Source organism: Actinoalloteichus caeruleus (assembly GCF_049311605.1).
Classification (GTDB): domain Bacteria; phylum Actinomycetota; class Actinomycetes; order Mycobacteriales; family Pseudonocardiaceae; genus Actinoalloteichus_B; species Actinoalloteichus_B caeruleus.
This window is the reverse complement of record NZ_CP186005.1, coordinates 2,237,224-2,259,354: the sequence shown is the minus strand read 5'-3', so window position 1 is coordinate 2,259,354 and position 22,131 is coordinate 2,237,224. Positions and strand designations below refer to the sequence as shown.

Genomic DNA, 22,131 nt, shown 5'->3' with positions numbered 1-22,131 from the left:
CTCAGTCCTCCGAACTCGTTTTCAAGGTCTCGATGCGGGCGGCGATGACATCGGTGGAATCTGACACCGAAAGTGCAGCGGCGCACAACCGGTCAGCGGACAAAGTATACGCCTCAACCTGATCTTGGTCCTGGACGTAGATGGCACCCGTGGGGTACTCGATGTAGCCGATGCTCTGGGCTTCGTCGAAGTCCAGCAGCAGGAAGTCACCGTCGAGCCCGTCGTGGACGGAGACGCTGACAGGCATGATGTGCAGCTCCACGTTGTCGCGCCGCACCTGGGTGAGCAGATGCTCCAGTTGCGCCCGCATGACCTGTGGCCCGCCAATGACGCGATCGAGGACGTACTCCTCGATGACAGCGCGGAACCTCAATGGGGCGACCTCGTCCGCGAGGCGTTGACGTGCCATGCGGGCACGGACGACCTGCGACGCTTCCATCGGCGGAACGCGCAGGTTCCCCACGAGCAGCGCGGCCGCGTAATCCGGGGTTTGCAGTTGACCTGGCAGCAGGAGCGACTCATAGGTGAACTCTGAGGCCGCGAGCCCTTCCAGGCCGACGAAGGTCTTGAACCAGTTGGGCAGTACGTCGCCGAAGGGTGCCCACCAGGTGCCCTGATCGGCCCTTGCTGCCAGCGATGTCATCCGGTCGACATGTTCGACGTCCGCGCCGTACGTGCGGAGCAGAGTCGTGACATCGCCGGGTTTCTGCTGGGTCTTGCCGGTTTCCAGGTAGTTGATCTTGGCTTGACTACAGGACAGGATCTTCCCGGCTTCGGCTTGCTTGAACCCTGCTCGCTCGCGCGTCACCCGGAGGTCGTGCCCAATCAGGAAGCGCAGGGCGGACGGGTCTGAGCGGTGGTCAGCCACGTGGTGTCCTCCTGTATTTCGGCCAGATCACCCACAGTGTGGCAGCCAGCGGAGCAGGAATCGGCATGGTCCACCACCCAAATGATGCATGGCCCAATGTATATATACAAGGTAGGTTAGACGGCACCGACAGATGCTGACCATGCACCGTTGGGGCTGGACGCCTTCACGCAGGTAGCGCCCGCGGGAAGCCGCTGCCCCAACACCAAAGAACCGCGACAGACGGAGGCAACCCATGACCGCCCACACGCACTGGGATCAGCCGCGCCAACTCGAAGACCACGATCAGCGGTCACACGGTCACCCGCCGAACATGCCCGCATCGGATCCCGTTGAATTGTCGCCGCTGTGCGACGAGCTGGAGTTCGCCCAGATCCTCGAAGAGATGGTCGCTGACGAGGCACCCCGGCTGTTCGCCGTGGTTCAGGAGTACGGCGAACGCGTGGACGGGCGGATCGCCGCATGGGGTTTGGCATTTGCTGACCACACCGAAGTCGCCTCCGTCGAAGGCGGGCTGCGAACAAGCCTGCAAGCACCGGAAGGCGCGCTGCGCCTGTTCGCGTGCGGCAGCCACGTCCGGGCTCGTCTCGTGTGGTTCAACCCGGACGCGGCCACGCCCGCCGACTGTGACGACGAGAGGCCGCATGAACGCCTCGGATGGCGCTAGGGAACGGCGCGCCGTGGTTGCCAGAATCGTGCCCGCAGCTTCTGCGCGACATCCCCACATCGAGTTCGGCGGACTGACCGTGCCGTGCGCCGCTTACACCGCACCCGTCTTCGGGTGGACCGGGAGCGCCCTACCGCTTCCGGGCACGCCGAACGGAGAACGGAAACGGCGCCCCGACGCCGTCGGAACGCTCAGTCCACCGCGACACCAATGGGAGGAGTGACCGAGTCGTGGCCCAACTACATCGCCCGCTGACGTACCGCCGAGTCATCGCTGGATACACCCAAGAGCGTCTGGCCGAGGTGCTCGGCGTCGATCGCAGCACGATCGGCCGGTGGGAACGCGGAGAACAGCTACCCCAACCCGGGCAGCGCCCCGGCCTCGCCCACAAGCTCGGCGTTACGCTGGATCACCTGGACAGCCTGCTTCGAGCGCGGCCAGTCGGACCCGACCTAGCCTCGGACAGCATGGCCGCCCGCAGCGTTCCTGACTCCGAATCAACGTGCAATTGCTCCGTTCGTGTAGCACGACCGGAGTGTCAGCCACTCTCATTGCAACAAGCAATAGGCTCACCGTAATGACAGCAACACAAAGGGTGACACGTGATCAGGGTGCGGACCGGGGCGCGGCTGCCGGATCAGCAGAGCAACCAGTCACACCCAGGGGATGGCCGGCGTCTCCAGTACCGGTGTCCCAGCCAAGTGCGGCTCGGCTGACAACGTCGCCAGGCCGCTACGACGACCTTCCCGACTCCGTTCGGGCAACACTGCTATCAACCGCTGTGGGCGATCACGTGCCCTCCGATCTCCTCGCCGATGCCTTCCGGGCCACCGTGGACTTGTCCGCGCCGACGCGGGATGTGGTGCTCGGGTCGCTGATGATGGCGGCGATGGCTCGTGGCCCTGCGGTGGATGACATGGAAGCGCTGCTCCGCGCCGCGCTGAACGTGGACGGCTGGGAGCCCTACGAAGTGATCAGTGGCGGTGACCGACCGGTGTTGATGGTGGCAGGTAGCGGCAAGAAGGGCGTGCGGACGCTGAACGTGTCCACACCCGCAGCGCTTGTGGCGGCCGCCGCAGGGGCACGGGTGATCAAAGTCGGGTCGGCCGCCACCTCCTCGGCGCTGGGTTCCCGAGACTTGGTGCGCGCCCTGGGCGTGAGGGAGAACCGCACCGTTGAAGGTGTGCGCGCCGACTTGGACAGCTGTGGGTTCGCCTTCGTGGCAATCGAGCCGAAAATTCCGATCCTGGACGCGCTGTACGGCGGGCGGTTCCACGCGCCGAACCCGTTCTCCTTCGGGCTGGCTCCACTGGCAAGCCCAGCGCGTGGCGACATCACGGTGTTCGGGCTCGCACACCCTCGGGTGGACGTGGCGGCGCGTGTGCTAAGTCGCTTCGGCATGGACCACGTGGACGTGCTGACTACCCACCTGCCTACCGGCCACTACCTGGACGAGATCGGCCCGGCGGGCGAGGTGCGATTGTGCCGGGTTCGAAACGGCGAAGTTGAACCAGTGGAAGTTGAACCGGCTCGTCGTTCACCGGCAACCGACTTGCCCGACGTGTTGCCGGTGTCCCCCAGGCCTGAGGAAGCGATCGAGCTGACTGGTGAGTTGCTGGCTGGACGTGGACTGGCCAGCCATCGCGCCATCGTTGCGCTCAACGCCGCTCATTTGCTGGTGCTCGGCGATATCGCCGCGTCGTTCCAACAGGGCAAGGATTTGGCCGATGACATCCTGCGCAGCGGCGCGACGCTGTCGCGCATTCCGATAGCGCGCACGGCCGAGAAGGGCGCGTGAATCATGGGCTCGGACCCAGACCTGTTCTTTCTCGCCCGAGGCTACACCCAACGTGTTCCACCCAAATACTTCGCGGTCGCCGATAGCGCGGGGGTTACCTGAGAGCCAAATGTGTATCCGGGAACGTTGGCACTGGTTCGCAAGCATCATCGTGGCATCATCATCGACTTTGGATGCGGACGCGCGGACAAGCACGTGACCCTGCACGAACAGAACCCGGATGTCGACCTCGTCGGTGTCGACTTCGGCTCCGATATGCCGCTGGCCCCCGAAGTACTCGCCCGACCGGTGGTCGTGTTTCGGACGTGCTGGAACATCTGATCGACCCGCGCCCAGCGAGTCGCTGATCTGCTGGCTACTCGACCACGTCGCGGCATGCGCGGTGCTGTCCAAGCCGGCACGGGACAAACGTGCCGGAGCCGGCCATCCAGGGCCACCGCGCAGTCCGTCCCATGTACGGGAGTGGACGCAAAGGGAGTTTCGGGAGGAGGCGGTTTGACGACCCAACTTGTCGCCGTCACGCAAGTTGGCGATGAACGGTGGTGACGCCGATCCGCGTTGCCCATGTTCCTGGCCGGACGCCGTACGCACGGAAACTGCACGATGCCGATATCCGGGTTCTCAACGGCACGACCGTCGACGGGCTTGCCGTGCCCCGTGATGTCACGTTGTCCTGGCTGCTCGAGCACCGACCGTGGGATTGGTTGGACGTGGTACACCTGCATCATCCTGACTTCGAGCCGATTTCTCGCCTGCGCACCGTGCTCGCGGAGTGCCGCCGCGCCGGCAAGCGGGTGGTGTTCACCGCGCACGACGTGAGCCCGGTCTTCGGGGGCCGGGCGGCGCACCACAGCAGACTGCGCACACTCGCAGAGTTTGACGTGCCGTTCGTTTGCCTCACGCCTGCTGCTGACGCCGAAGTGCGCTCGCGCTTCGCTGTTCGCACGGCAGTGGTTCCTCACGGCTACGTCGCCCCGCCGGGAACACGGCGCCGTCCGGCACGGCGGGAACCTGGCCCCACCCGGTTCCTGATCTACGGGTCCCTGCGGCGCAACCGGGACGTGGAACTGGTGCTGGCTTGCTGGCGTTTCGCCCGTTACCTGACCGGTACCACGCTGCACCTGTTGCTGCGTGCTCCGTCGCGCGGCAGCCTCGCTGGAGACGCCGCAGTATGGCGGGCCATCCGCGAGCACGCCGCCGATCCGCGATTGCGCGTCGACGTCCTGCCGTTCCCGACCGACGACGAGGTGAACGAGGCCGTGGTCGACGCAGACTGCCTTCTCCTGCCCTATCGGTGGGCCAGCCACTCCGGGCAGCTCGAGCACGCTTTCGACCTCGGCGCGCTGGCGGTAGCGGCGCGAACGGGCTACCTCCCGGAGCAAGTGACGCCGCACCACGGACTCGTACCGGAGCCAGTGTGGTTCGACTGGTCCGACACCGCGCCGTTCGACCACGGCGCGCGGCTGCTGGAGGCGATGCGGACCGCGCACGCAATGATCCAGAACGGCTGTCGATCCCAGAACGCGGAGGACTTCGCCGACCACCGCCGGCGCGAGCACACGGACGTCATGTCGGCGTACCGCACCCTGTACGAGGGCGGACGATGATGTCGCCCTCGGTGTCTATCGTCGTGTTGAACCACAACTACGGGCGGTTCGTCGGTGACGCCCTGGCCAGCGCGGTCGGCCAGGAGCCGGACGGCTACCGCCTGGCCGAGGTCGTGGTCATCGATGACGGCTCCACCGACGACAGTCACGAGGTGTACCGCCGGTTTCCCGGTGTCCGCGTGGTCCGTAAGGCTCACGAGGGCTTCGCCGCCACGCTCACCCGCGCCGCCCGCGTGGCGGCCGGGAACTGGCTCACCCCGCTGGACGCTGACGACGCCTTCACACCGGACAAGCTGCGGACGCTGGCACCGCACCTGGCCGATCAGACTCGGCTACTGATCCAGCACGCTGAGTACGTCATCGACGCCGCCGGCAGGCCGTTCGCCGAGGAAACCCATCCCGGCGGGGCGACGAGCACGCTGGTGGTGCGCGCTGACGCCGCACGGGAACTGCTGCCGGTCACCAATGCGTTCTTCCACGTGCTGGCGGACCTTGGGCACGGTCCCCGTCTGCCGGTGCCGCTGACCCGCTACCGGGTGCACGAGGCGAGCATGACCGACCGCCGCACTCCGGCCGTCTTCTCCGATTACATGGCTGGCGCCTGTGACGACTTGGCTACTCGCCTCGACCAGCTCCGCTTCCGCCCGCTGGCCTGGGCGAGCGCCGTTCAGCTCGCTGACCTCGCTGTCTCGTACCGCCGTCGGGCGACGAAGTTCCGCGACGACGCCCATCGCCAGCGTGAGCAGGCTGGGAACTCCCCCAGCCGGGAAGGATCGTCCCGGTGACCAACGCCGTGCTGTTCTCCGAGTCCTATTACCAGCAAGTACTCGCCGAGTTCGACTACACCCCGTTCGACCTGAAGAGGTTCGACTTCAGCGTGGCCAGGCTGGACGCCGACACACTCAACGCCCGTTACCTGTGCCACCACCACGGCGAGCAGTACCTGAGCGCTGCCCCGGAGCGGCGGATTGTCACCACCGGTTTCGGCATGTCCGGCACCCCACACCTGGCCACGGTGTCCCACATTCTCAAAATGATCGAACTCCAACGCGGAGGTGAGCGCTGCCAGATCGTGCTCGGCGACCTCGACGCCTACAACGGCAAGGCCAAGCCCTACACCGAAGTGCGCGAACTGGCCGAACGATTCCGGGAGTACAGCTTACGGCTGGGCTTCGACGTCGTGGCCGGGATCGTGCGCTCCCAGGAGAGCTACCTACCCGCGCTGGAGGCGATGTACCTGCTCGGTCGCTACGTCGAGCAGGCCGACTTCGACGCCGCTGAGGAGGACAACCACGGCTACTACGCCGACCTCGGGCTGGTCGACGCGACCATGACCTTCCGCCGCGCCCTCTCGCTGTCGCTCATGGCCGCTGACTTCCTCGCCCTTGGACATGACCACGACGCCGTGCTGGTCATGCTCGGCGTGGACGAACACCGCTACGTACGCTTCGCCCAGCAGGTACGGGAACGCCTGGACGAGCATGTTCCACTCCGAGGTGGTTTCGCGCTGACCGCCGCCTACACCCGGATGGTCCGCGGGTTCGGCGGCCACCCGAAATTCAGCAAGAGCATCCCCGGCTCAGCCCTGGACGTCACCACCGCCCCCAGGGAGGTGCGCCGCCTACTCAGCGGCGAGCCAAACATCCCCGAGAAATCGGCCACTTATCAGCTCATGTGCCAACTGCCGCGCTACGACGGCGCCACCCTGCTCGACCTGCACGCACATTGTCAGCGTGCCGATCCGCCCTGGCAGCGGGCGGTGAGCGAGTTCGCCGACCACGTAATCGACCTGATCAGCCTATGGCCTCGTTAACCAGGAGGAAACAGCTCGCATTGGCCCGATAGCATGTGTGGACATCCAGTTTCCAGGAGAGCGTTGATGACCCGACTGAGCCAGTCCGTTGACCGCGCGACCGCACTGCTGGACGGCGCGGACCTTTCGGCCGACGCCACCGTGCGCGAGCTGCTGACCGAGACCACACAGCGCCGCGGCCTGGATCTCTCGGACCTGGCCCCGGCCGAGCAAGCCGCCCTGATCGCCGCCCGTTCGCAGGAGCTTCAGCCCTCGGCCGATGCACTGGCTGAGCGGATCATCGCCGCCGACACGAAGGGCCGCCGGTTCGTCGCCAAGTTCGGTATCGACCCCACCGGAGCCGAGGTGCATCTGGGGCACTCGGTGCCGATGCTCATTCTCAGCCGATTCCAACGCATGGGCCACCAGGTCGTGTTCATCGTCGGAGACATGACCGCCAAGATCGGCGACCCGTCCGGCCGCTCCGACGATCGCCCAGCCCTGACCGACGAGGACATCGCCCGCAACCTCGCCACCTACCGTCAGCAGGTCACTCCGTTCTTCGACTTCGACCGCGCCCAGTTCCGTCACAACGGTGACTGGCTGCGACAGATACCCCTGCCGAAGATCATCGAAATCATCTCGCAGATCCCGGCGTCGATGCCGCTTCAGCGTGAGGACTTCCGCAAGCGCCTCGACGCCGGACAGGGCCTGTCGCTGGCCGAACTGATGTACTCGGTCGTGATGGCACTGGACTCTGTGGAGACCAACTGCGACCTGGAGGTCGGCGGCATCGACCAGTTCCTCAACATGCAGATGTGCCGCAAGGTCATGGACGTCTCCGGCCAGACACCCGAGCTGGTGGTAGCCACCTCGTTGATCGAGGGCACGGACGGCACCGGGGTCAAGATGAGCAAGTCCAAGGGCAACTACGTGCCGCTGACCGCTCCAGCCGGCGAGATCTTCGGCAAGATCATGTCGGTGCCCGACCGGCTCGTGGGGCCCTACTTCCGGGCACTGTCGGAATGGCTGGATTCCGAACTCTCGATCACCACCGCGCGGGTGGAGGCCGGGACCCTGCACCCGATGGACCTGAAGAAGATCCTTGCCGGAGAGGTCACCGCCGCCGTGCACGGTGTCGACGCGGCGATGAAGGCGCGCGAGGAGTTCGTCGCCCGCTTCTCCAAGCGCACCTTCGGAGAGGTCGAGAACCTGCCCACGATCGCCGGCCTGGGTCAGCCCGTCACCGAGATCGTCAAGTCCCTGGGCTTCGCCAAGAGCAACGGCGAAGTCCGCCGTGTCGCCCAGCAGAACGGCCTGCGCCTCGTGGTCGAGTCGGAGGGCGACCAGGAGCAGGTGATGCTGAGCCCCGATGAGACCCGCGAACAGCTGGCCACCCTGGTCAGGGACAAGCTCGACGGCAGTACCGGCGTCTTCTACCTCAAGGTTGGTCGCAAGCTCGCACGCATCGTCACCAGCGCTTGATCCGGTTATGCGGGCTGTCGTCCTGGATCTGTTCGGCACGTTGGTCACTGCGCCCACTCCCGAGGAACGGGCCAGCGCGGCATCTCGGGTAGCGGCCGTGGTTGGTTGTGACGCGTTGACGGTCGACAACTATTTCCGCGCCACCTGGCACGTCCGCCACGACGGCACTCTGCCGGCGCTGGCCGACCTCGCCGCACACCTCGTCGGTGCCGTCCACAGGTCGTGCTCGGCGGTGGGGTTGGTCGCGCACGAGTTGCGAATGCTCGGACTAGCTCGTCTCGTGCCCCCACCCTCGGTGATCCACGCGCTGGAAACGTTGCGGAGCCAGCGGCTACGACTCGGCATCCTCAGCGATGCCAGCGCCGAGATCGCCGCAGCCTGGCCCAGCAGCCCGCTCGCCCCGCTGGTGGACACAGCCGTGTTCAGCTGCACCGCCCATGCCGTCAAACCGGACCAACGGCTCTACGGCCGCGTCTGCGCTGAGCTGGATGTGCCACCGGATCGGGTGCTTTATGTGGGCGACGGCGGCGGTGACGAGCTACGTGGTGCGGTCGCCGTGGGGATGACAGCGGTCGCAGTTCGCCGCCGTGGCCCAGCACATGCCCTCGCCTTCGGCGAAACGGACTGGTCCGGCACCGTCCTCGACACGGCGGAACACGTGCCCACCTATCTTGCGGAACGCGGATGAAGGCGTGGGAGATCCGCAACGGTGAGCTAGCTCTGCACGATGTGAGACCAGCGCAGCCCCGAGAGAACGAGACCGTGGTGCGCGTCAGCCACACCGGTATCTGCGGCAGTGACCTGCCAAAACTGTCGCGTCCCGACAGTTTTGCGCTTCCAGGGTTTTGGCGACCCGGCCACGAGGTCGTCGGTCTCGACCCGGCGAACCGCCCTGTCGCTGTTGACCCACTCGCACCGTGTGGAAACTGTACTCGCTGCACGACGGGTGACATCCACCTGTGCGCTGACCTGCGTCGGCTCGGCTGGGACATACCAGGCGGATTTGCCGAGGAAGTGGTAGTCCCGGCGGAAAACGCGCACCCGCTGTCGAGTGGCGTGAATCCACTCCACGCGGTACTCGCTGACCCGGCTGCTGTCGCCATCCACGGCCTGCGCTGCAACCCGATCGCTCCGCCAGGACGACTGGCCATCGTCGGTGCGGGCACGGTCGGCCTACTCACCGCGCTCTACGCTCGTCAGCAGGGCTGGACGGTCACGATCGTGCACCGCGACGGACGTCCTCCGCCCGACGCCCTCGCCAAGACGGTGCGGGCCGCGTTCCGATCACCCGCCACGCTGCCACAGGACCAGACCTTTGACACCGTGGTGGACGCGGCCGCCGGAAACGACCCGACGCCGCTCGACCTTGCCCTTCGGCTTGTGGGCGACGGTGGCACTGTCGTCGTCCAGAACGCCTATCATCCTGGTGTCCAGCTTTCGACGTCGCTGCGTGACCTCTTCCGCCGGTCGATTCGCCTCATTGGCTCGTTCTCCTACTGTCGCCGTCGGTCGGACGACTTCAGCCTTGCCCTGGACTTGCTGCGACATCACGCCGCACAAATCGCTCACCTCGTGGTCCCAGCGGGCGAACTCGCGGAATTACCTACCGTGCTCGGCACACAGCGAACCCGATCTCTCCGCCATGTTCTCACCGTTCACGCCTCAGAGCGTCCCAGGCAAGTCGGCTGGCGGTCGACGGGGTGATGCTGGGCCTCTGACCGGCCCCGAGCGCTGAACCGGCAGGAAGCGTTTCCCTCCGTTTCTCAGCGTCTGTAGGGCAACTCCACACCACGCCCTGCCGGCCACCAAGGCCCTGGGGCTGAGCGCCCGATGTACGCACGCGGAGATTCCAAGCTGCCCGTCTGGTCCGCGTCGTACAAGCCCTACTCATGCCGGGCACATCAGCAGGGCTATGCCGAGGGGCACCGAGCCCCTCGCTGTCGTCTCCAGGCTGATCCTGCGGCCGTCCATCTTCGATCTGCTCGTTCCCACTGAGTGCGTTCGCGGTGAAGTCGACCTCGGTGTGGCAGTCGGAGAACTCGCCCGGAACGCTGACGTCCGTGTCCACCGGATCACAGGTCGCTGGGCCACGTCGGTGACCCGCGTCGATACCTTGTTGCCCTACAAACCTACTGGCAGCTCCAGGCCGAGCCTGACGCTTACCTTTGAGGACAACCGTGAAACTGATCGACATTTTCAATGACCGGTACGAACCCCTAGGCACTGCGGACAAGAAGACCGCGCACGCCCAGGGATTGTGGCACCGGACCTTCTCCGCGCTGTTGATCAACCCGGTCACGAAGCGCGTAGTCCTTCAGAAGAAGGCACCGGGCCGGTACAGCTTCGACCGGCCCGACTACGCCGACATCACCGTTGGCGGCCACTATCAGGCCGGCGAAACCGTCGAAGACGGCGTGCGAGAGGTCCACGAGGAACTGGGACTACCCGTTAGCCACGGTGACCTACATCCGATCGGCCTGCGACAGACCGCAGTCACCCTCGCCCCCGACTACGTCGAACGCGAGTTCCAACACTGGCACCTGATCCCGCTGGATGTGGCGTTGGACGACATCCCGCTCGCCGACGCCGAGGTCTCCGGCCTGGTGGACATCTCCCTGGACGACGCGATCGCACTTGCCGACGGCGATGCTGACACCGTTCCCGCCTGCTTCGCCACGCGCACCGGTGCCGGTCTCGCCTACAGTGAGGCCACCTTGACCACCGCCGACCTGATCCCCAACTACCTCAGGCTCGATCAGCTCTACCTGCGCCTGTTCGTCACTGCCCGCCGGTTCTGCGGTGGCGAACGCGCGCACCTGTTCTGGTGAAAGCGGGGCACCTGCCGGTGCGGATCGCTCTCGTCGCGGTCACCCGCCCGAAGGCATCACACTCGCTCCGGTCTCGAGCCCTCGGAATCCCGTCGCTGGATGTCGGCCCAAGGATCAACGCTCGGCTTGCCAGCTTCCCACCCCCTTGGGGACAGAACCGCATCCAGCCGCGCTCCACGCCCTCGGCGCACGGTTTGATCGCGACCAGCGGCAGCACACTCGCAAGAAGCTCCGAGGCGCGGAAGCCGCTCTCGATGAGCCCGCCGCGACCAGCTTAACCTCAGTGGGTCCGCGTCCAGATATCGAGCGCGCCTCTCGCTTGCGAGGACGCCGAGGCTACTGGAGGAAGATCAGCTAGCCGATGCCAAGGCGAATCGCGAAACGACAACTCCTCGGTCAGCCCCCGAACATGGAACGGCCCGTTCGAGGGAGGTCCGCCTGATCACTTGCGGCGCGGGACGTCGGGATCCTGATGGTCCCGGCTGTCCGTCCAGGTCCTCGAACGGGTCACTGGTTACCCAGCACCACCACTGTGCCTGGTGGTGCGGTGTCGCCCACAGGGCCGTTGGGCCCGACGTCGCCAGGCACGTCGGCTCGTCCACCCCGGGGCGCCTGGGTGGTCGTACTCCTTCGCTGGTTGCTGATCAGCATGGCCGGGAACCGGGGTGCGGGTCGCCGCGGAGCCCGCACCCGCCACCTGTGAGGACCGGATCCCGGACGGAACGGCCACCACGGGGCGAGTGGTCATGGCCCGGGTGCGGCGGACGATGAGCTCGCCCCCGCCCGGCCGCCGATGCTCGGGTGCCACCACGCGCGGCGCGGTACCTGGGCGACTGGGCTCGCTGGAGCTCCCGGCCGTGTTCACGGCACCAGCTGGAGCCGACGACAGGTGAGCCGCGACGCGGCCGCGACACGGACAACGCGCTCGACAGCCCGGGCCGACGCGGGGTCCTGGGGCTCTGGATGAATCGAGCGGCGGCGAGAGAGCCCACACAGAGGAAGGCCCGTCCGAGGTGGGGAACTCGTCGTCTTTCGACGATGAGTGACCAGTCGAACGCTGACACGGGGTCTGCTCCTGGTCTTCACCCTGTCCTCGGGCGGGTCACTGGTTGCCCAGCACGTTCAGGATGCCTCCCCGGCACCCGTCGCGTCAGGAGTCCTTGGGCCCTGGTCGCGGGGGTCGAGTGGCCCCACTCGTGGCGATGGTGCCGTCGAGGCCCGACCGGGGCGGGGGACACGGGGCCCGGCGTGCCGTCAGTCGGGCGGTCGTTGGCCGGGGAACCACCACCCGCTGGGTGGGGTCGAGGGCCGGGGGCCGGTGCCCTCCACCCGGATCGGGAAGGTGGCCGCGCCCAACCGCCGGTCGGCGACCGCCTCGGCGACGTCCGAGGTCGTCAGCACCCCGACCGGGCCTGCCGCGTCCTCCACCAGGATCCAGGCGTGCCGCTGGTCGCCCAGCCGTGGGACCACGGTGGCCAGTGATTCCTCGACCCGCACCCTGATCAGCTGGTCGGCTGGCACCGCCAGTTCGCCGAGTCGGGCGGTGCCTCGGGCGTCCTCGGGCACCGACCGGATCCGGTTCGGGGTGAGGAGCCCGGTGACGTGGCCGTCGGGGTCCAGCAGGACCACGGCTGGTGGGGGCGGGTCGGTGGGCAGGCCGTCCCGGAGGAACCCGTGCAGGGTGGTGTCGGGGCCGGCGCTGGGCACGGGGTGGCGCATCACGTCCCGGACGGGGACGTCCGCCAGGGCGGCGCCGACCCTCGCCTGTTGCGCCTCGGCTCCGGCGACGGCGGTGATGAACCAGCCCAGCAGCACCCACCACAGCCCGTTCGTTCCCCGGAACAGCAGTTGCGCGATGCCGAGGCCGATGAGGAGCAGACCGAGCACCCGCCCGGCGTAGGCCGACCAGATGGCCGCCCGCCACCGGTCGCCCCGCCACCGCCACAGCGCGGCCCGCAGCACCCGCCCGCCGTCCAGGGGCGCGGCGGGGAGGAGGTTGAAGACGGCGAGAGCCGCGTTGAGCAGCGCGAGGTAGACGAAGACGATCGCGACCAGCGCGGCGGCGCCGAACTGGGCGGTCGCGGAGGCGAGCGCGGCGAACAGGAGGGCGAGCAGCGCGCTGGCGGCGGGTCCCACCGCGGCGATGCGGGCCTCGGCGCCCGCGTCGCGTGCCTCTCCTCTGAGTTGGGCGACCCCGCCGAGCAGCCACAGGGTGATGCCGGCGACCTCCACGCCGTTGCGGCGGGCGACCACGGCGTGGGCGAGTTCGTGCACCAGCAGGGAGAGCACCAGGAGCAGGGCGGCGCCGATGCCGGCCACCACGTAGGCGGCGACCGGGTAGCCGGGGAAGAGCAGGGGCAGTTGGCGGGCGGCCAGGCCGATGGCCACGAGGAGCACGATGCCCACCACGCTCCAGTGCAGGCCCACCGGGATGCCGGCGATCCTGCCGAGGCGAAGGGTCGTCCTCATCCGCGCACCTCCGTTCGTCGGACAGCGGGTCCAGTGGTGGTGCCGTCCTCCTCCCGGGTACCCCGACCGGCCGGCACGGCCCCGGTGGCGGGTGAACTCGCCGGATCGGCGGGGAGGCGCGGACCACCAGGACACGAGACGGGACGTACCGCTTCGGCAGGGGATGTCGCGGTCGGCCACGATGAGCAGGACACGACGAGACATCCCGTGTTCGGAGGTGGGGATGACGACCCCTGTCGAGACCACGGTGACCGTCGCACCCGGTGTGCGGCTGTGGACCGAACGGCGCGGCGACCCGCGCGCCCCGGCACTGCTCCTCGTGATGGGCGCCAGCGAACCAGGCCTGAGCTGGCCGGACCCGTTGGTGGACCGGCTCGCCGCCCACCACCAGGTGATCCGGTACGACCACCGGGACACCGGGGCCTCCACCCGCGTGTTCGACGAGGCCCCCTACCCGCTCGCCGAGCTGGCCGAGGACGCGGTCCGAGTGCTCGACGCGCTCGACGTGGACCGCGCCCACGTCTTCGGCCTGTCGATGGGCGGGATCCTCACCCAGCTCCTGCTCGCCGACCACCCCGACCGGCTGCGCACCGCCAGCCTGTGGAGCACCTTCGCGATGAGCACCACCCCGCTGCGGCACGACGACGGAGCCACCACCCCGGTCGAGGAGCTCCCGGGACCGGACGAGGAGCTGATCGGCTGGCTGAGCGGGCTCACCCCTCGGCCCGACCTGGAGGCGGAGCTCGACCAACGGGTCGAGAAGTGGCGGCGCATGAACCCGGGGCCGCTCCCCCTGGACGCCGCGGACTTCCGTACCAGGGAGGAGCGGATCATCGCCCACAGCGGGCGGTGGGACGACTCATGGGCGCACGCGCTGGCCGACCAGTCCGGTCTGCTCCGCACCGACCAGCTCGCGGCGAACACGGTGCCCACCCTGGTCATCGAGGCTCCGGCCGACCCGGTCGTCCCCCCGGTCCACGCCCGGCACCTGGACCAGGTCGTCGGCGCGACGAGGCTGGTCACGATCCCCGGGTTGGGCCACGCCCCGGTCCGGCGGGCGCTCGACCCGATCGCGGACGCGGTGCTGGCCCACACCCTCGCCTGAGCGACCAGCGGCGGCGGGTGTCTGGCACCCGGGCAACCGGACGGCGGTTCCCCTTCGCGGGGCCGTCAGTGCCGGGTGTCGCCGATGAGTTCCCGGGCGCCCTGGCTGATCAGGTCGTCGGCGACCCGGGCGCCCAGGCCCACCGGGTCGTCGGCCACGCCGGTGGCGTGCGACCGCACCCACCCTGACCCGTCCTCGGAGAACACCAGGCCGGAGAGGGCGAGCCGGCCCTCGTCGGTGGTGGTGCAGTGCAGGGCGATGGGGCTGTTGCAGTGGCCGGAGAGCAGGTGGAGGGCGGTCCGCTCCGCCGACACCCACCGGGTGGTCTCCTCGTCGCCCAGGTGTGCCAGCAGCCGCATCACGGCCTGGTCCTCGACCCGGGCCTGCACGCCGATCACCGCGGCCCCGCAGGCGGGGACCACCGAGGGCCGGGAACCGGCCGACCAGACGGTGGACAGCACCTCGGTGATCCGGTCGGTCAGGCCGATGCGTTCCAACCCGACCCTGGCCAGGACGATGGCGTCGAACTCCCCGGCGTCGAGCTTGGCCAACCGGGCGTTGACCGAGCCCCGGATCCGGTCGATGCGCAGGTCCGACCGGTACAGCCCGAGCTGGGAGCGGCGGCGGACCGCCGAGGTCCCGACCCGCGCCCCCTCGGGCAGCTCACCCAGCCCGACCCCGGTGCGGGAGATCAGCACGTCGTGGGTGTCCCCCCGGGGCAGGAACGCCCCGAGTTCGGTGCCGGCGGGCAGCGGAACGTCGCCGGGGACGTCCTTCATCGAGTGCACGGCGAGGTCGACCTCACCGGCCACCAACGCCCCGTCGATCTCCTTGGTGAACGCGCCCTTGCCACCCAGCTCGGCCAGGTTGCCGTGCCAGCGGTCGGCGCTGGTCTCGATGCCCACCGTCTCGACCGGCAGGTCGGGCAGGACCGACCGCACCGCGGCGATGACCTGGTCGGTCTGGGCTCGGGCCAGCGGGGAGGTCCTGGTGCCGATCCGGAGCGGGACGTCGGCGAACCGGGCGGCGACCTCGTCCTTGAGCTCCTCGATGGGCGCGGCGGACGGGGCGGTGGGTGTCACGGACACGGGCGATCCCTGGTCGACGGCGGCGGGAACCCCCTGGTGGCGACCGCCCGCGCTGGAGCCTGGGCTCCGGTGCGGCCCGAGGCGCCGGGCTGACGGGCGGCCCGACCAGGTTGCGGGTTCGGGTCGGGTGCCACCCAGGATGTCACCCGCGTGTTCGCCCGCGCACACCGGTCCGTTGCTCTCTTTCCGGCCGTACCGGGCCAACCCCCACCGCACGACCGGGTCGCGGCCCCCAGCCGACCACGACGGTCCGTCCGACGTGACGAGTGGCACCACCGCGTGGTCGGCGGGTGGTCCAGGACGGTCGCGGAACCACCGGTGCGCGCACGCGCGCCTCCCGGGCGCTGCGCGAGCCCGCCCCGCCGATCCGGGGGTGACGCCCGGCGCGTCCCCGCTCAGGGCAGCTGTCGGGCCACCGCATCCCCGAGTCGGCGCGCGGCGTCGGGGAAGGCACCCGGGTCCGGCCCCGAGTAGGTGAGCCGCAGGTAGGAGCCGGTCGGCTCGGCGGGGAACCAGCCGTCCCCCGGGACGACCACCACCCCCTCAGCCTCGCAGTCCCGGGCGAGCCGGTGCACGTCCACGGCGTCGGGCAGGCGCACCCAGAGCCCCAGCCCGCCCTCGGGCACCGCCTCCACCCTGGCGGTGGGGACGTGCTCGTGGAGCGCGTCGGCCAGCAGGTCACGGCGGGCGGCGAGCGCCCGGCGCAGCGACCGGAGGTGGGTTCGCCAGGCGGGTTGGGTGACGACGTCGAGGGCGACGGCCTGGAGCAGGCCGCTGACGTACAACGACTCCGCCTGCACGTCGGCGAGCAGCCGTTCCCGCACCGGGCCCCGGGCGAGGACGGCGGCGACGCGGACCGAGGGGGAGACGCTCTTGGTCAACGTCCGCAGGTACACGACGTGGCCGGCGTCATCCCGGGTGGCGAGGGGAGCCGACTCGGCGGTGATGCCGAGGTCGTGGGCCCAGTCGTCCTCGACCAGGAACGCGCGGTGGCGGCGCACGACGTCGAGGATCCGCTCGGCGAGGTCGGGCGACCAGCGGGCCCCGGTGGGGTTGGCGAAGTGCGGTTGGGCGTAGAACACGCGGGCCCCGGTCCGGGCGAACGCGTCGGCGACCTCGTCGGGGTCGGGGCCGTGCGCCCCGCTGGCGACGGGCACCATCCGGACGCCGGTGCGCGCCGCCGCCGAGATCGCCCCCCAGTAGGTGGGCGACTCCACCAGGAGGGGTTGTCCGGCTCCGACCAGCGCGCGGAAGGTGGATCCGAGGCCGCTCTGACTGCCGGGCAGGACGATGGCGTCCCCGGGGGTGGGTGGCGAGACACCGCCGGGGGTGGCGGCGGCGAGTTCGGCGGCGAACCACGCCTGGAGTTCGGGCAGGCCGGCGGGTGGGGGGCGGGTGAGCGCGACGTCGCCCCGGGCCGCGCGGGTGAACGCCGCCCGGACCAGGCGCTCGGGCAGCAGTTCCCGGTCGGGGTAGGCGGAGTTCAACGCGGTCACGTCGTTGGGGGTGCTGCGCAGTGCCGTCGAGACCGGGGGGCGGGTGGCCGGCGCCCCCAGCGCCGCCGTCTGCCATCCGTAGTCCCGTGGCCGGGCGATCCGGGGTGCCCGGACGAAGCTCCCCACCCCCGGTCGGGTCTCCACCACGCCCTGGTCCACCAGGACCCGCAGCGCCCGCTGCACCGTGATCGGGCTGGCCCCGTACCGGGCCACCAGGGTCCGGGTGGAGGGCAGTCGCGTGCCGGGGGCGGCCGCCGCGATCCACGCGCGCAGGTCCGCCGCGATCCGCGTTCCGCTATCGTGGGACATGAGGGATCAGAGTAGCGCTACTCCCGCTCCGCGGGCTCCGCTATCGCCGTCGTGGGCCGGTCTGGGCTGGGGTCTGCTCGGTGTTACCGCGTTCTCCTTCACCGTTCCGCTCACGCGGATCGCGGTGGAGGGCGCGGGGATGTCGCCGCTGTTCGTCGGCAGCGGCAGGGCGGTCGTCGCGGCGGTGCTCGCGGCGGCCGCGTTGGGCCTCACCCGGCAGCGGCTCCCCCGGGGCCGCCAGTGGTTCCGCCTCGCCGTCGTCGCCGGGGGCGTCGTCGTCGGCTTCCCGGTGCTCACGTCCTTCGCGCTCACCTCGGTTCCCGCCAGCCAGGGCGCGGTCGTGATCGCGCTGCTGCCCGCCGCGACGGCGGTGCTGGCGGTCCTGCGGGGCGGTGAACGCCCGCCCAGGGCGTTCTGGGTGGTCGCGGTGGCCGGCGCGGCGGTCACCGTCCTGTTCACCGCCACCCGGGGCGGCGGGTTCGACGGTCCGAACTGGGCTGACCTGCTGCTGCTCGGCGCGGTCGTCGCGGGCGGCATCGGCTATGCCGAGGGCGGGCTGCTCGCCCGGGAACTCGGCGCCTGGCAGACGATCTCGTGGGCGCTGGTGGTGGCAGCGCCGCTGATGGTCGCGTTCACCGGCCTGTCGATCGCCCGGCAACCGTTGACCGGCGATGCGGCCGGGTGGGCGGCGTTCGCCTACCTCTCCCTGGTGAGCATGTTCCTCGGCTTCTTCGCCTGGTACCGGGGGCTCGCGATCGGTCCGATGTCCAGCGTCAGCCAGGTCCAGCTCGTCCAACCGGTGCTCAGCGTGGCGTGGGCGGCGGTGCTGTTGGGTGAGGTCCTGGGCTGGCGGACCGCCCTGGCCGGTGCGGCCGTCATCGCCTGCGCGGGCCTCGCCGTCCGCGTCCGGTCGCGGCCCGGGCCGGAACCCACGGGTCCGGCGGTGGTCGCCGAGCGGGGTGTGCCGGAACCGGCGAGCCGGTCGCGTCGACGCGGATGACCGTGGCCACCTGGCGCGGGGCAGCGACGCCCGGACCGGGCCGTGGTGGGGCCGGTCGGGTTTCGGAGTTCGTGGGCCGGGTCGGCCCGGGTTCTCGGTGCGTCCTACGCCGAGGGCCGCCGGCGCACCGGTGCCGCCGTGGCCGACGGGCGGCACGAGGTCCTCGGCGTCCCCGGGGCCGCCCGCCGACCGGTGTGGACGTTCCCGTGACGGCGGGGCCCCCGGTTCCCCCGTCGTCCTGGGCTTCCGGAAGAGGCGCGGGGGACGCCGACGGGCAGGGAGTCCCGGCGGCGGGGGTTCCCCGACCGGCCACGCCGGGCCGAGCCGACCGGGTGGTCTCGGCGACGTCCACGCCACCGCCGGCCCGGTGCACCGGCTGATGTCGAGTTCGAGGACGGGGGTCGCCGAACCACCCCCGACACCCCCGATACCCGCGACCACGCCCCCGCGCACCCACGGCCACCGACGCGGAAACCCTTGTCTACCAGCGGTTTCCCGGCTGGCTATACTGCGCTGCACCCGTCGCCGAGGAGAGAGGTCCACTGTGTCACTCCCGGCCGACGAACTGTGGCGGCCGGTGGGCGGGACCATCCCGCGACGCCAGTGGATGAAGATCACCGACCCGGACGCCCTGCCGGCCGAGGTGCCCGGCGACACCGAGTTCCGGGTGCTGCTGCCCGCCGACGACCGCTTCACCGTGCTGCGGGAGAAGTTGGCGGCCAGTTCCATCCCGGTGCGCCAGGTGCCCTACCTCCTGGAACAGGAGACGATCGCCGAGTACCAGGACGCGCGGGGCCGCGACCGGCTCACCGTCATCAGCGCCGAGTGCGACCTGGGTCGCGTCGGCCCGGCCCGGCTCGTCCGCACCGACGGGCGGTCCGCCGAGGCGGCGCGGGAGGCCTTCGACCTGCTCTGGCACGCCCACGCCGACACCGGTCCCGCCGCCGGGACCACCGTCCCGGTCGCCGAACTCACGCCCCCGGAGTGGGCGCGGTTCCTGCCCTTCCCGACGTTCAACCCGGCCCAGGCCGAGGCGGTCCCGCACGTCGTCGACCACGACGGCCACCTGATGGTGGTGGCACCCACGGGGTCGGGCAAGACGGTCATCGGCATGGCCGCCGCCCTGCGGGCCATCCTGGGGCAGGGCCGCAAGGCGGCCTGGCTGGTGCCGCAACGGTCCCTGACCGACGAGCTCGACCAGGAACTCCAGGGGTGGCGCGGGCACGGCCTGCGGGTGGAACGGCTCTCCGGCGAGTACAGCGTGGACGTCGGCCGGGTCCGCGACGCCGACCTGTGGGTGGCCACCACGGAGAAGTTCGAGGCCATCTGCCGGACCTCGTCGCTGCGGGAGGCGCTGGACGAGGTCGGCTGCGTCATCGTCGACGAGATCCACCTGCTCGGCGACCAGACCCGGGGCCCGGTGCTGGAGGCGCTGCTCGCCCGGATGCGGGGCGATGCCACGGCGCTGCGCCTGGTGGGCCTGTCGGCCACGGTGTCCAACGCCGACCAGGTGGCGACCTGGTTGGGGGCGCGGCTGGTGCGCATCGGCTGGCGGCCGAGCCGCCTCACCTGGCAGTTGCCCATGATCCCGATCAGCGGCGACTGGGCTGCTACCGACGCGACCCGCACCCGGTTGGCGGCGAGCATCACCGACCGGGTCACCGCCGACGGCGGCAGCGTCCTGGTGTTCTGCGGCAGCAAACGGTCGGTGCGCCGCACCGCCCTGATCATCGCCGCCAGCCGGGGTGCCCGCACCGACGGGGTGCACCCGGACGACCTCGAACGGCTGCACGAGGTGTGCCTGGGGGCGGGCGTGGGCCTGCACTACAAGGGCTGGGACCACCGGCGCGAGGCCGAACGTGGATTCCGGTCCCGGGAGCTGTCGGTGCTGGTCGCGACCTCCACCGTCGCGGCCGGGGTGAACCTGCCGGCCCGGGCGGTGGTCGTCCGCGACACCCAGGTCGGCTTCGACGAGATCGACGTGGCCACCGTCCAGCAGATGTTCGGCCGGGCCGGCCGGGTGGGGGCGGGTGAGGACCAGGGCTGGGCGTTCCTGGTGGTGGACGAGACCGAACGGCCCCGGTGGCAGGGGCGGTTGGTCGCCGGGAACACCGTGTCCTCCCAGATCCAGTCCAGCCTGCCCGACCACGTGCTCGCCGAGGCCGTGCAACAGCGCCTCTCCACGGTGGAGGAGGCCGAGGCGTGGTGGGTGGGGACCCTGGCCCACCACCAGGGCAGTCGGAGCCTCGCGCCCCTGCGGCAGGCGCTGTCGTTCCTGGTGGACGGTGACTTCCTGACCGCGACCACCGGGTCCGACGGCGTCGAACGGTTCACCCCGACCGAGCTCGGGGTGCTGACCGCGCGGCTCATGGTGTCCACGACCGTGGGTCAACAGTTACGGACCGCGTTGGCCAGGGCGGCCGTGCCCGGTGACGCCGACGCCGCGGAACGCGTGCTGGTGGACACCCTCGCCGGCGTGGTCCCCCGCCTGCTGAACGCCCCGGTCAGCGAGGACATCAAACCCACCGTGGCCCGACTGCTGGCCACCGGTGGCCGGCTGGACGTCACCCCCGATCCGGAGCCCCGGGCCGGGGCGGGGCGGGGGCCGCTGGTCACCCACACCGCCTACGCGCAGGGCGACCTGGCCCGCGCCGTGCTGCTCACCGTCGCCAACAGCCCCCGGTCGTTCCACCCCCGGGCCCGGGTGATCGGCGGCATCCCCTACCCGACGATGTACGCCGCGCTGGAGGAGGCGCCGCGCTACCTGCACTGGTTGGGCACCCAGGGCCAGCTGGGCACCGTTCACCCGTGGGTGGCGATCGTGGCGGCGGACCTGGGCCGGCGGGTGCGCTGGCGGCGCTGCCAACCGTCCCGGGGGGCCGGCCGGCTGTTGTGGATGGTCGAGCAGATGGCGACTCCGGTGCACGCGGCCGACGGGGTGCCTCCCCTGTTCCGGGCGGCGACCGCGCGGGGCCTGACCAGTCCCGACTGGACCTCGTCGGGGATGCCGAGGAACTGCCGGCTCGACGAGGCCGACTACGCCGCGCTGCTGCGGGACCGGGCGACCCGGGTGCAGGTGGAGGAGCTGGGGGACCTGGTGCGGGCGACCGGGCCCACCGGGTGCGTGTTGGCGACCTGGGCCGGTCGGGCGTTCCACCTGACACCCCTGCACCGGGGGGAGGCCGAGTCGCACTACCCGGAGGGCCCGGTGCGGCATCGGGGGGCCGCGGTGTTCACCTGGCGCGGTGACTACCGGGCGTTGGGGTGGTTGGCCGACTACGACGGGTTCGCGCCCGAAGCGGACGCCGACTGACCTGGTTCGCGGCGGCCGTGGGCAGTGGTGGGCCGCGCACTCGGGCGGCGGCGGCCGGTCAGCCGAGTCCTGGCGGGGGCGGTCGACCCGGTGGGTCGCGCTGCCCGTGGGTCTCCGTCCACCGATGGGCCTCGGCGACGACCGGGTCGGTTGACGAGTGGGTCAGGTCCCCGGTGGCAGCGGAGCCGCGGGTTGCTCGCGTGGCACCGCCGGTGACCGGTTCCCGTCGGCGCCTGGAGGTGGAGAGCTTCCTGCCCCGACACCGTCGCCCGGATCCCCGGAAGTCGTCGGGCGAGAACGGTTGAC

At 70.3% G+C, this 22,131-nt stretch carries 18 protein-coding genes; 14 read left to right on the top strand and 4 right to left on the bottom strand.

All coding sequences use genetic code 11. From position 1 onward, the window contains the following. Nucleotide 1: 1 nt before the first annotated feature. Entirely contained in the window at nucleotides 2-868 is an 867-nt protein-coding gene (locus ACOJVX_RS09980; protein WP_418153223.1) for a helix-turn-helix domain-containing protein, read from the bottom strand. A gap of 235 nt (nucleotides 869-1,103) precedes the next feature. Between ACOJVX_RS09980 and ACOJVX_RS09975 the strand changes: the two genes are divergently transcribed. The 11 genes from ACOJVX_RS09975 to ACOJVX_RS09925 all read left to right on the top strand — a co-directional run bounded on the left by ACOJVX_RS09975 (nucleotide 1,104) and on the right by ACOJVX_RS09925 (nucleotide 11,045). Further along, nucleotides 1,104-1,535: a hypothetical protein gene (locus tag ACOJVX_RS09975; protein ID WP_422647458.1), complete on the top strand. Its 432-nt coding sequence runs from the start codon at nucleotides 1,104-1,106 to the stop codon at nucleotides 1,533-1,535. Nucleotides 1,536-1,765: 230 nt separating this feature from the next. Beyond that, a complete protein-coding gene (locus ACOJVX_RS09970) occupies nucleotides 1,766-2,113 on the top strand; it encodes a helix-turn-helix transcriptional regulator (protein WP_418153221.1) in 348 nt (115 codons plus the stop codon). Between the two features lie 203 nt (nucleotides 2,114-2,316). Then, a complete protein-coding gene (locus ACOJVX_RS09965; protein ID WP_418153220.1) occupies nucleotides 2,317-3,333 on the top strand; it encodes a hypothetical protein in 1,017 nt (338 codons plus the stop codon). Nucleotides 3,334-3,528: 195 nt separating this feature from the next. Next, nucleotides 3,529-3,654, top strand: a complete 126-nt coding sequence (locus ACOJVX_RS09960) for a hypothetical protein (RefSeq protein ID WP_422647457.1) — start codon at nucleotides 3,529-3,531, stop codon at nucleotides 3,652-3,654. 221 nt (nucleotides 3,655-3,875) lie between these two features. Beyond that, nucleotides 3,876-4,940 carry a hypothetical protein gene (locus ACOJVX_RS09955; RefSeq protein ID WP_418153218.1) on the top strand — a complete coding sequence of 355 codons (1,065 nt, stop codon included), beginning with the start codon at nucleotides 3,876-3,878 and terminating at the stop codon, nucleotides 4,938-4,940. Nucleotides 4,941-4,951: 11 nt separating this feature from the next. Further along, on the top strand, nucleotides 4,952-5,725 hold the full coding sequence (locus tag ACOJVX_RS09950) for a glycosyltransferase family 2 protein (RefSeq protein WP_418153217.1): 774 nt from the start codon (nucleotides 4,952-4,954) through the stop codon (nucleotides 5,723-5,725). After that, nucleotides 5,722-6,753 (top strand): hypothetical protein, encoded by a 1,032-nt coding sequence (locus ACOJVX_RS09945; protein ID WP_422647456.1) that lies wholly within the window; start codon nucleotides 5,722-5,724, stop codon nucleotides 6,751-6,753. The genes ACOJVX_RS09950 and ACOJVX_RS09945 overlap by 4 nt, the downstream gene beginning before the upstream one ends. A gap of 66 nt (nucleotides 6,754-6,819) precedes the next feature. Continuing rightward, nucleotides 6,820-8,217 (top strand): tyrosine--tRNA ligase, encoded by a 1,398-nt coding sequence (gene tyrS, locus ACOJVX_RS09940; protein WP_418153215.1) that lies wholly within the window; start codon nucleotides 6,820-6,822, stop codon nucleotides 8,215-8,217. Between the two features lie 7 nt (nucleotides 8,218-8,224). Next, nucleotides 8,225-8,905, top strand: coding sequence for an HAD family hydrolase (locus ACOJVX_RS09935; protein ID WP_418153214.1), 681 nt, complete (start codon nucleotides 8,225-8,227; stop codon nucleotides 8,903-8,905). Beyond that, nucleotides 8,902-9,921 carry a zinc-dependent alcohol dehydrogenase gene (locus tag ACOJVX_RS09930; protein WP_422647455.1) on the top strand — a complete coding sequence of 340 codons (1,020 nt, stop codon included), beginning with the start codon at nucleotides 8,902-8,904 and terminating at the stop codon, nucleotides 9,919-9,921. Before ACOJVX_RS09935 ends, ACOJVX_RS09930 begins: the two co-directional genes overlap by 4 nt. A 473-nt stretch (nucleotides 9,922-10,394) precedes the next feature. After that, nucleotides 10,395-11,045, top strand: coding sequence for an NUDIX hydrolase (locus tag ACOJVX_RS09925; RefSeq protein ID WP_418153212.1), 651 nt, complete (start codon nucleotides 10,395-10,397; stop codon nucleotides 11,043-11,045). Nucleotides 11,046-12,299: 1,254 nt separating this feature from the next. Here ACOJVX_RS09925 and ACOJVX_RS09920 read toward each other — a convergent pair. Continuing rightward, on the bottom strand, nucleotides 12,300-13,514 hold the full coding sequence (locus ACOJVX_RS09920) for a site-2 protease family protein (RefSeq protein WP_422647454.1): 1,215 nt from the start codon (nucleotides 13,512-13,514) through the stop codon (nucleotides 12,300-12,302). A 223-nt stretch (nucleotides 13,515-13,737) separates the two neighbouring features. Between ACOJVX_RS09920 and ACOJVX_RS09915 the strand changes: the two genes are divergently transcribed. Continuing rightward, entirely contained in the window at nucleotides 13,738-14,619 is an 882-nt protein-coding gene (locus tag ACOJVX_RS09915; protein ID WP_030106568.1) for an alpha/beta fold hydrolase, read from the top strand. 65 nt (nucleotides 14,620-14,684) lie between these two features. Here ACOJVX_RS09915 and hemC read toward each other — a convergent pair whose 3' ends face one another. Beyond that, the gene (gene hemC, locus ACOJVX_RS09910) at nucleotides 14,685-15,707 is read right to left on the bottom strand and encodes a hydroxymethylbilane synthase (RefSeq protein WP_422647453.1); all 1,023 of its coding nucleotides are present in this window, start codon (nucleotides 15,705-15,707) and stop codon (nucleotides 14,685-14,687) included. Nucleotides 15,708-16,102: 395 nt separating this feature from the next. Further along, nucleotides 16,103-17,512: a PLP-dependent aminotransferase family protein gene (locus ACOJVX_RS09905; RefSeq protein ID WP_418153209.1), complete on the bottom strand. Its 1,410-nt coding sequence runs from the start codon at nucleotides 17,510-17,512 to the stop codon at nucleotides 16,103-16,105. Between ACOJVX_RS09905 and ACOJVX_RS09900 the strand changes: the two genes are divergently transcribed. After that, the gene (locus ACOJVX_RS09900; protein WP_418153208.1) at nucleotides 17,511-18,512 is read left to right on the top strand and encodes a DMT family transporter; all 1,002 of its coding nucleotides are present in this window, start codon (nucleotides 17,511-17,513) and stop codon (nucleotides 18,510-18,512) included. The two genes, ACOJVX_RS09905 and ACOJVX_RS09900, sit on opposite strands and share 2 nt — an antisense overlap. A gap of 544 nt (nucleotides 18,513-19,056) precedes the next feature. Beyond that, nucleotides 19,057-21,825, top strand: coding sequence for a DEAD/DEAH box helicase (locus tag ACOJVX_RS09895; protein ID WP_422647452.1), 2,769 nt, complete (start codon nucleotides 19,057-19,059; stop codon nucleotides 21,823-21,825). Nucleotides 21,826-22,131 lie beyond the last annotated feature (306 nt).

What these genes read in the sequence shown, in the direction of transcription:
- ACOJVX_RS09905 (WP_418153209.1), bottom strand. Translation starts at nt 17,512, where the DNA reads ATGTCCCACGATAGCGGAACGCGGATCGCGGCGGACCTGCGCGCGTGG.
- ACOJVX_RS09975 (WP_422647458.1), top strand. Translation starts at nt 1,104, where the DNA reads ATGACCGCCCACACGCACTGGGATCAGCCGCGCCAACTCGAAGACCAC.
- ACOJVX_RS09930 (WP_422647455.1), top strand. Translation starts at nt 8,902, where the DNA reads ATGAAGGCGTGGGAGATCCGCAACGGTGAGCTAGCTCTGCACGATGTG.
- ACOJVX_RS09900 (WP_418153208.1), top strand. Translation starts at nt 17,511, where the DNA reads ATGAGGGATCAGAGTAGCGCTACTCCCGCTCCGCGGGCTCCGCTATCG.
- ACOJVX_RS09920 (WP_422647454.1), bottom strand. Translation starts at nt 13,514, where the DNA reads ATGAGGACGACCCTTCGCCTCGGCAGGATCGCCGGCATCCCGGTGGGC.
- ACOJVX_RS09915 (WP_030106568.1), top strand. Translation starts at nt 13,738, where the DNA reads ATGACGACCCCTGTCGAGACCACGGTGACCGTCGCACCCGGTGTGCGG.
- ACOJVX_RS09935 (WP_418153214.1), top strand. Translation starts at nt 8,225, where the DNA reads ATGCGGGCTGTCGTCCTGGATCTGTTCGGCACGTTGGTCACTGCGCCC.
- tyrS (WP_418153215.1), top strand. Translation starts at nt 6,820, where the DNA reads ATGACCCGACTGAGCCAGTCCGTTGACCGCGCGACCGCACTGCTGGAC.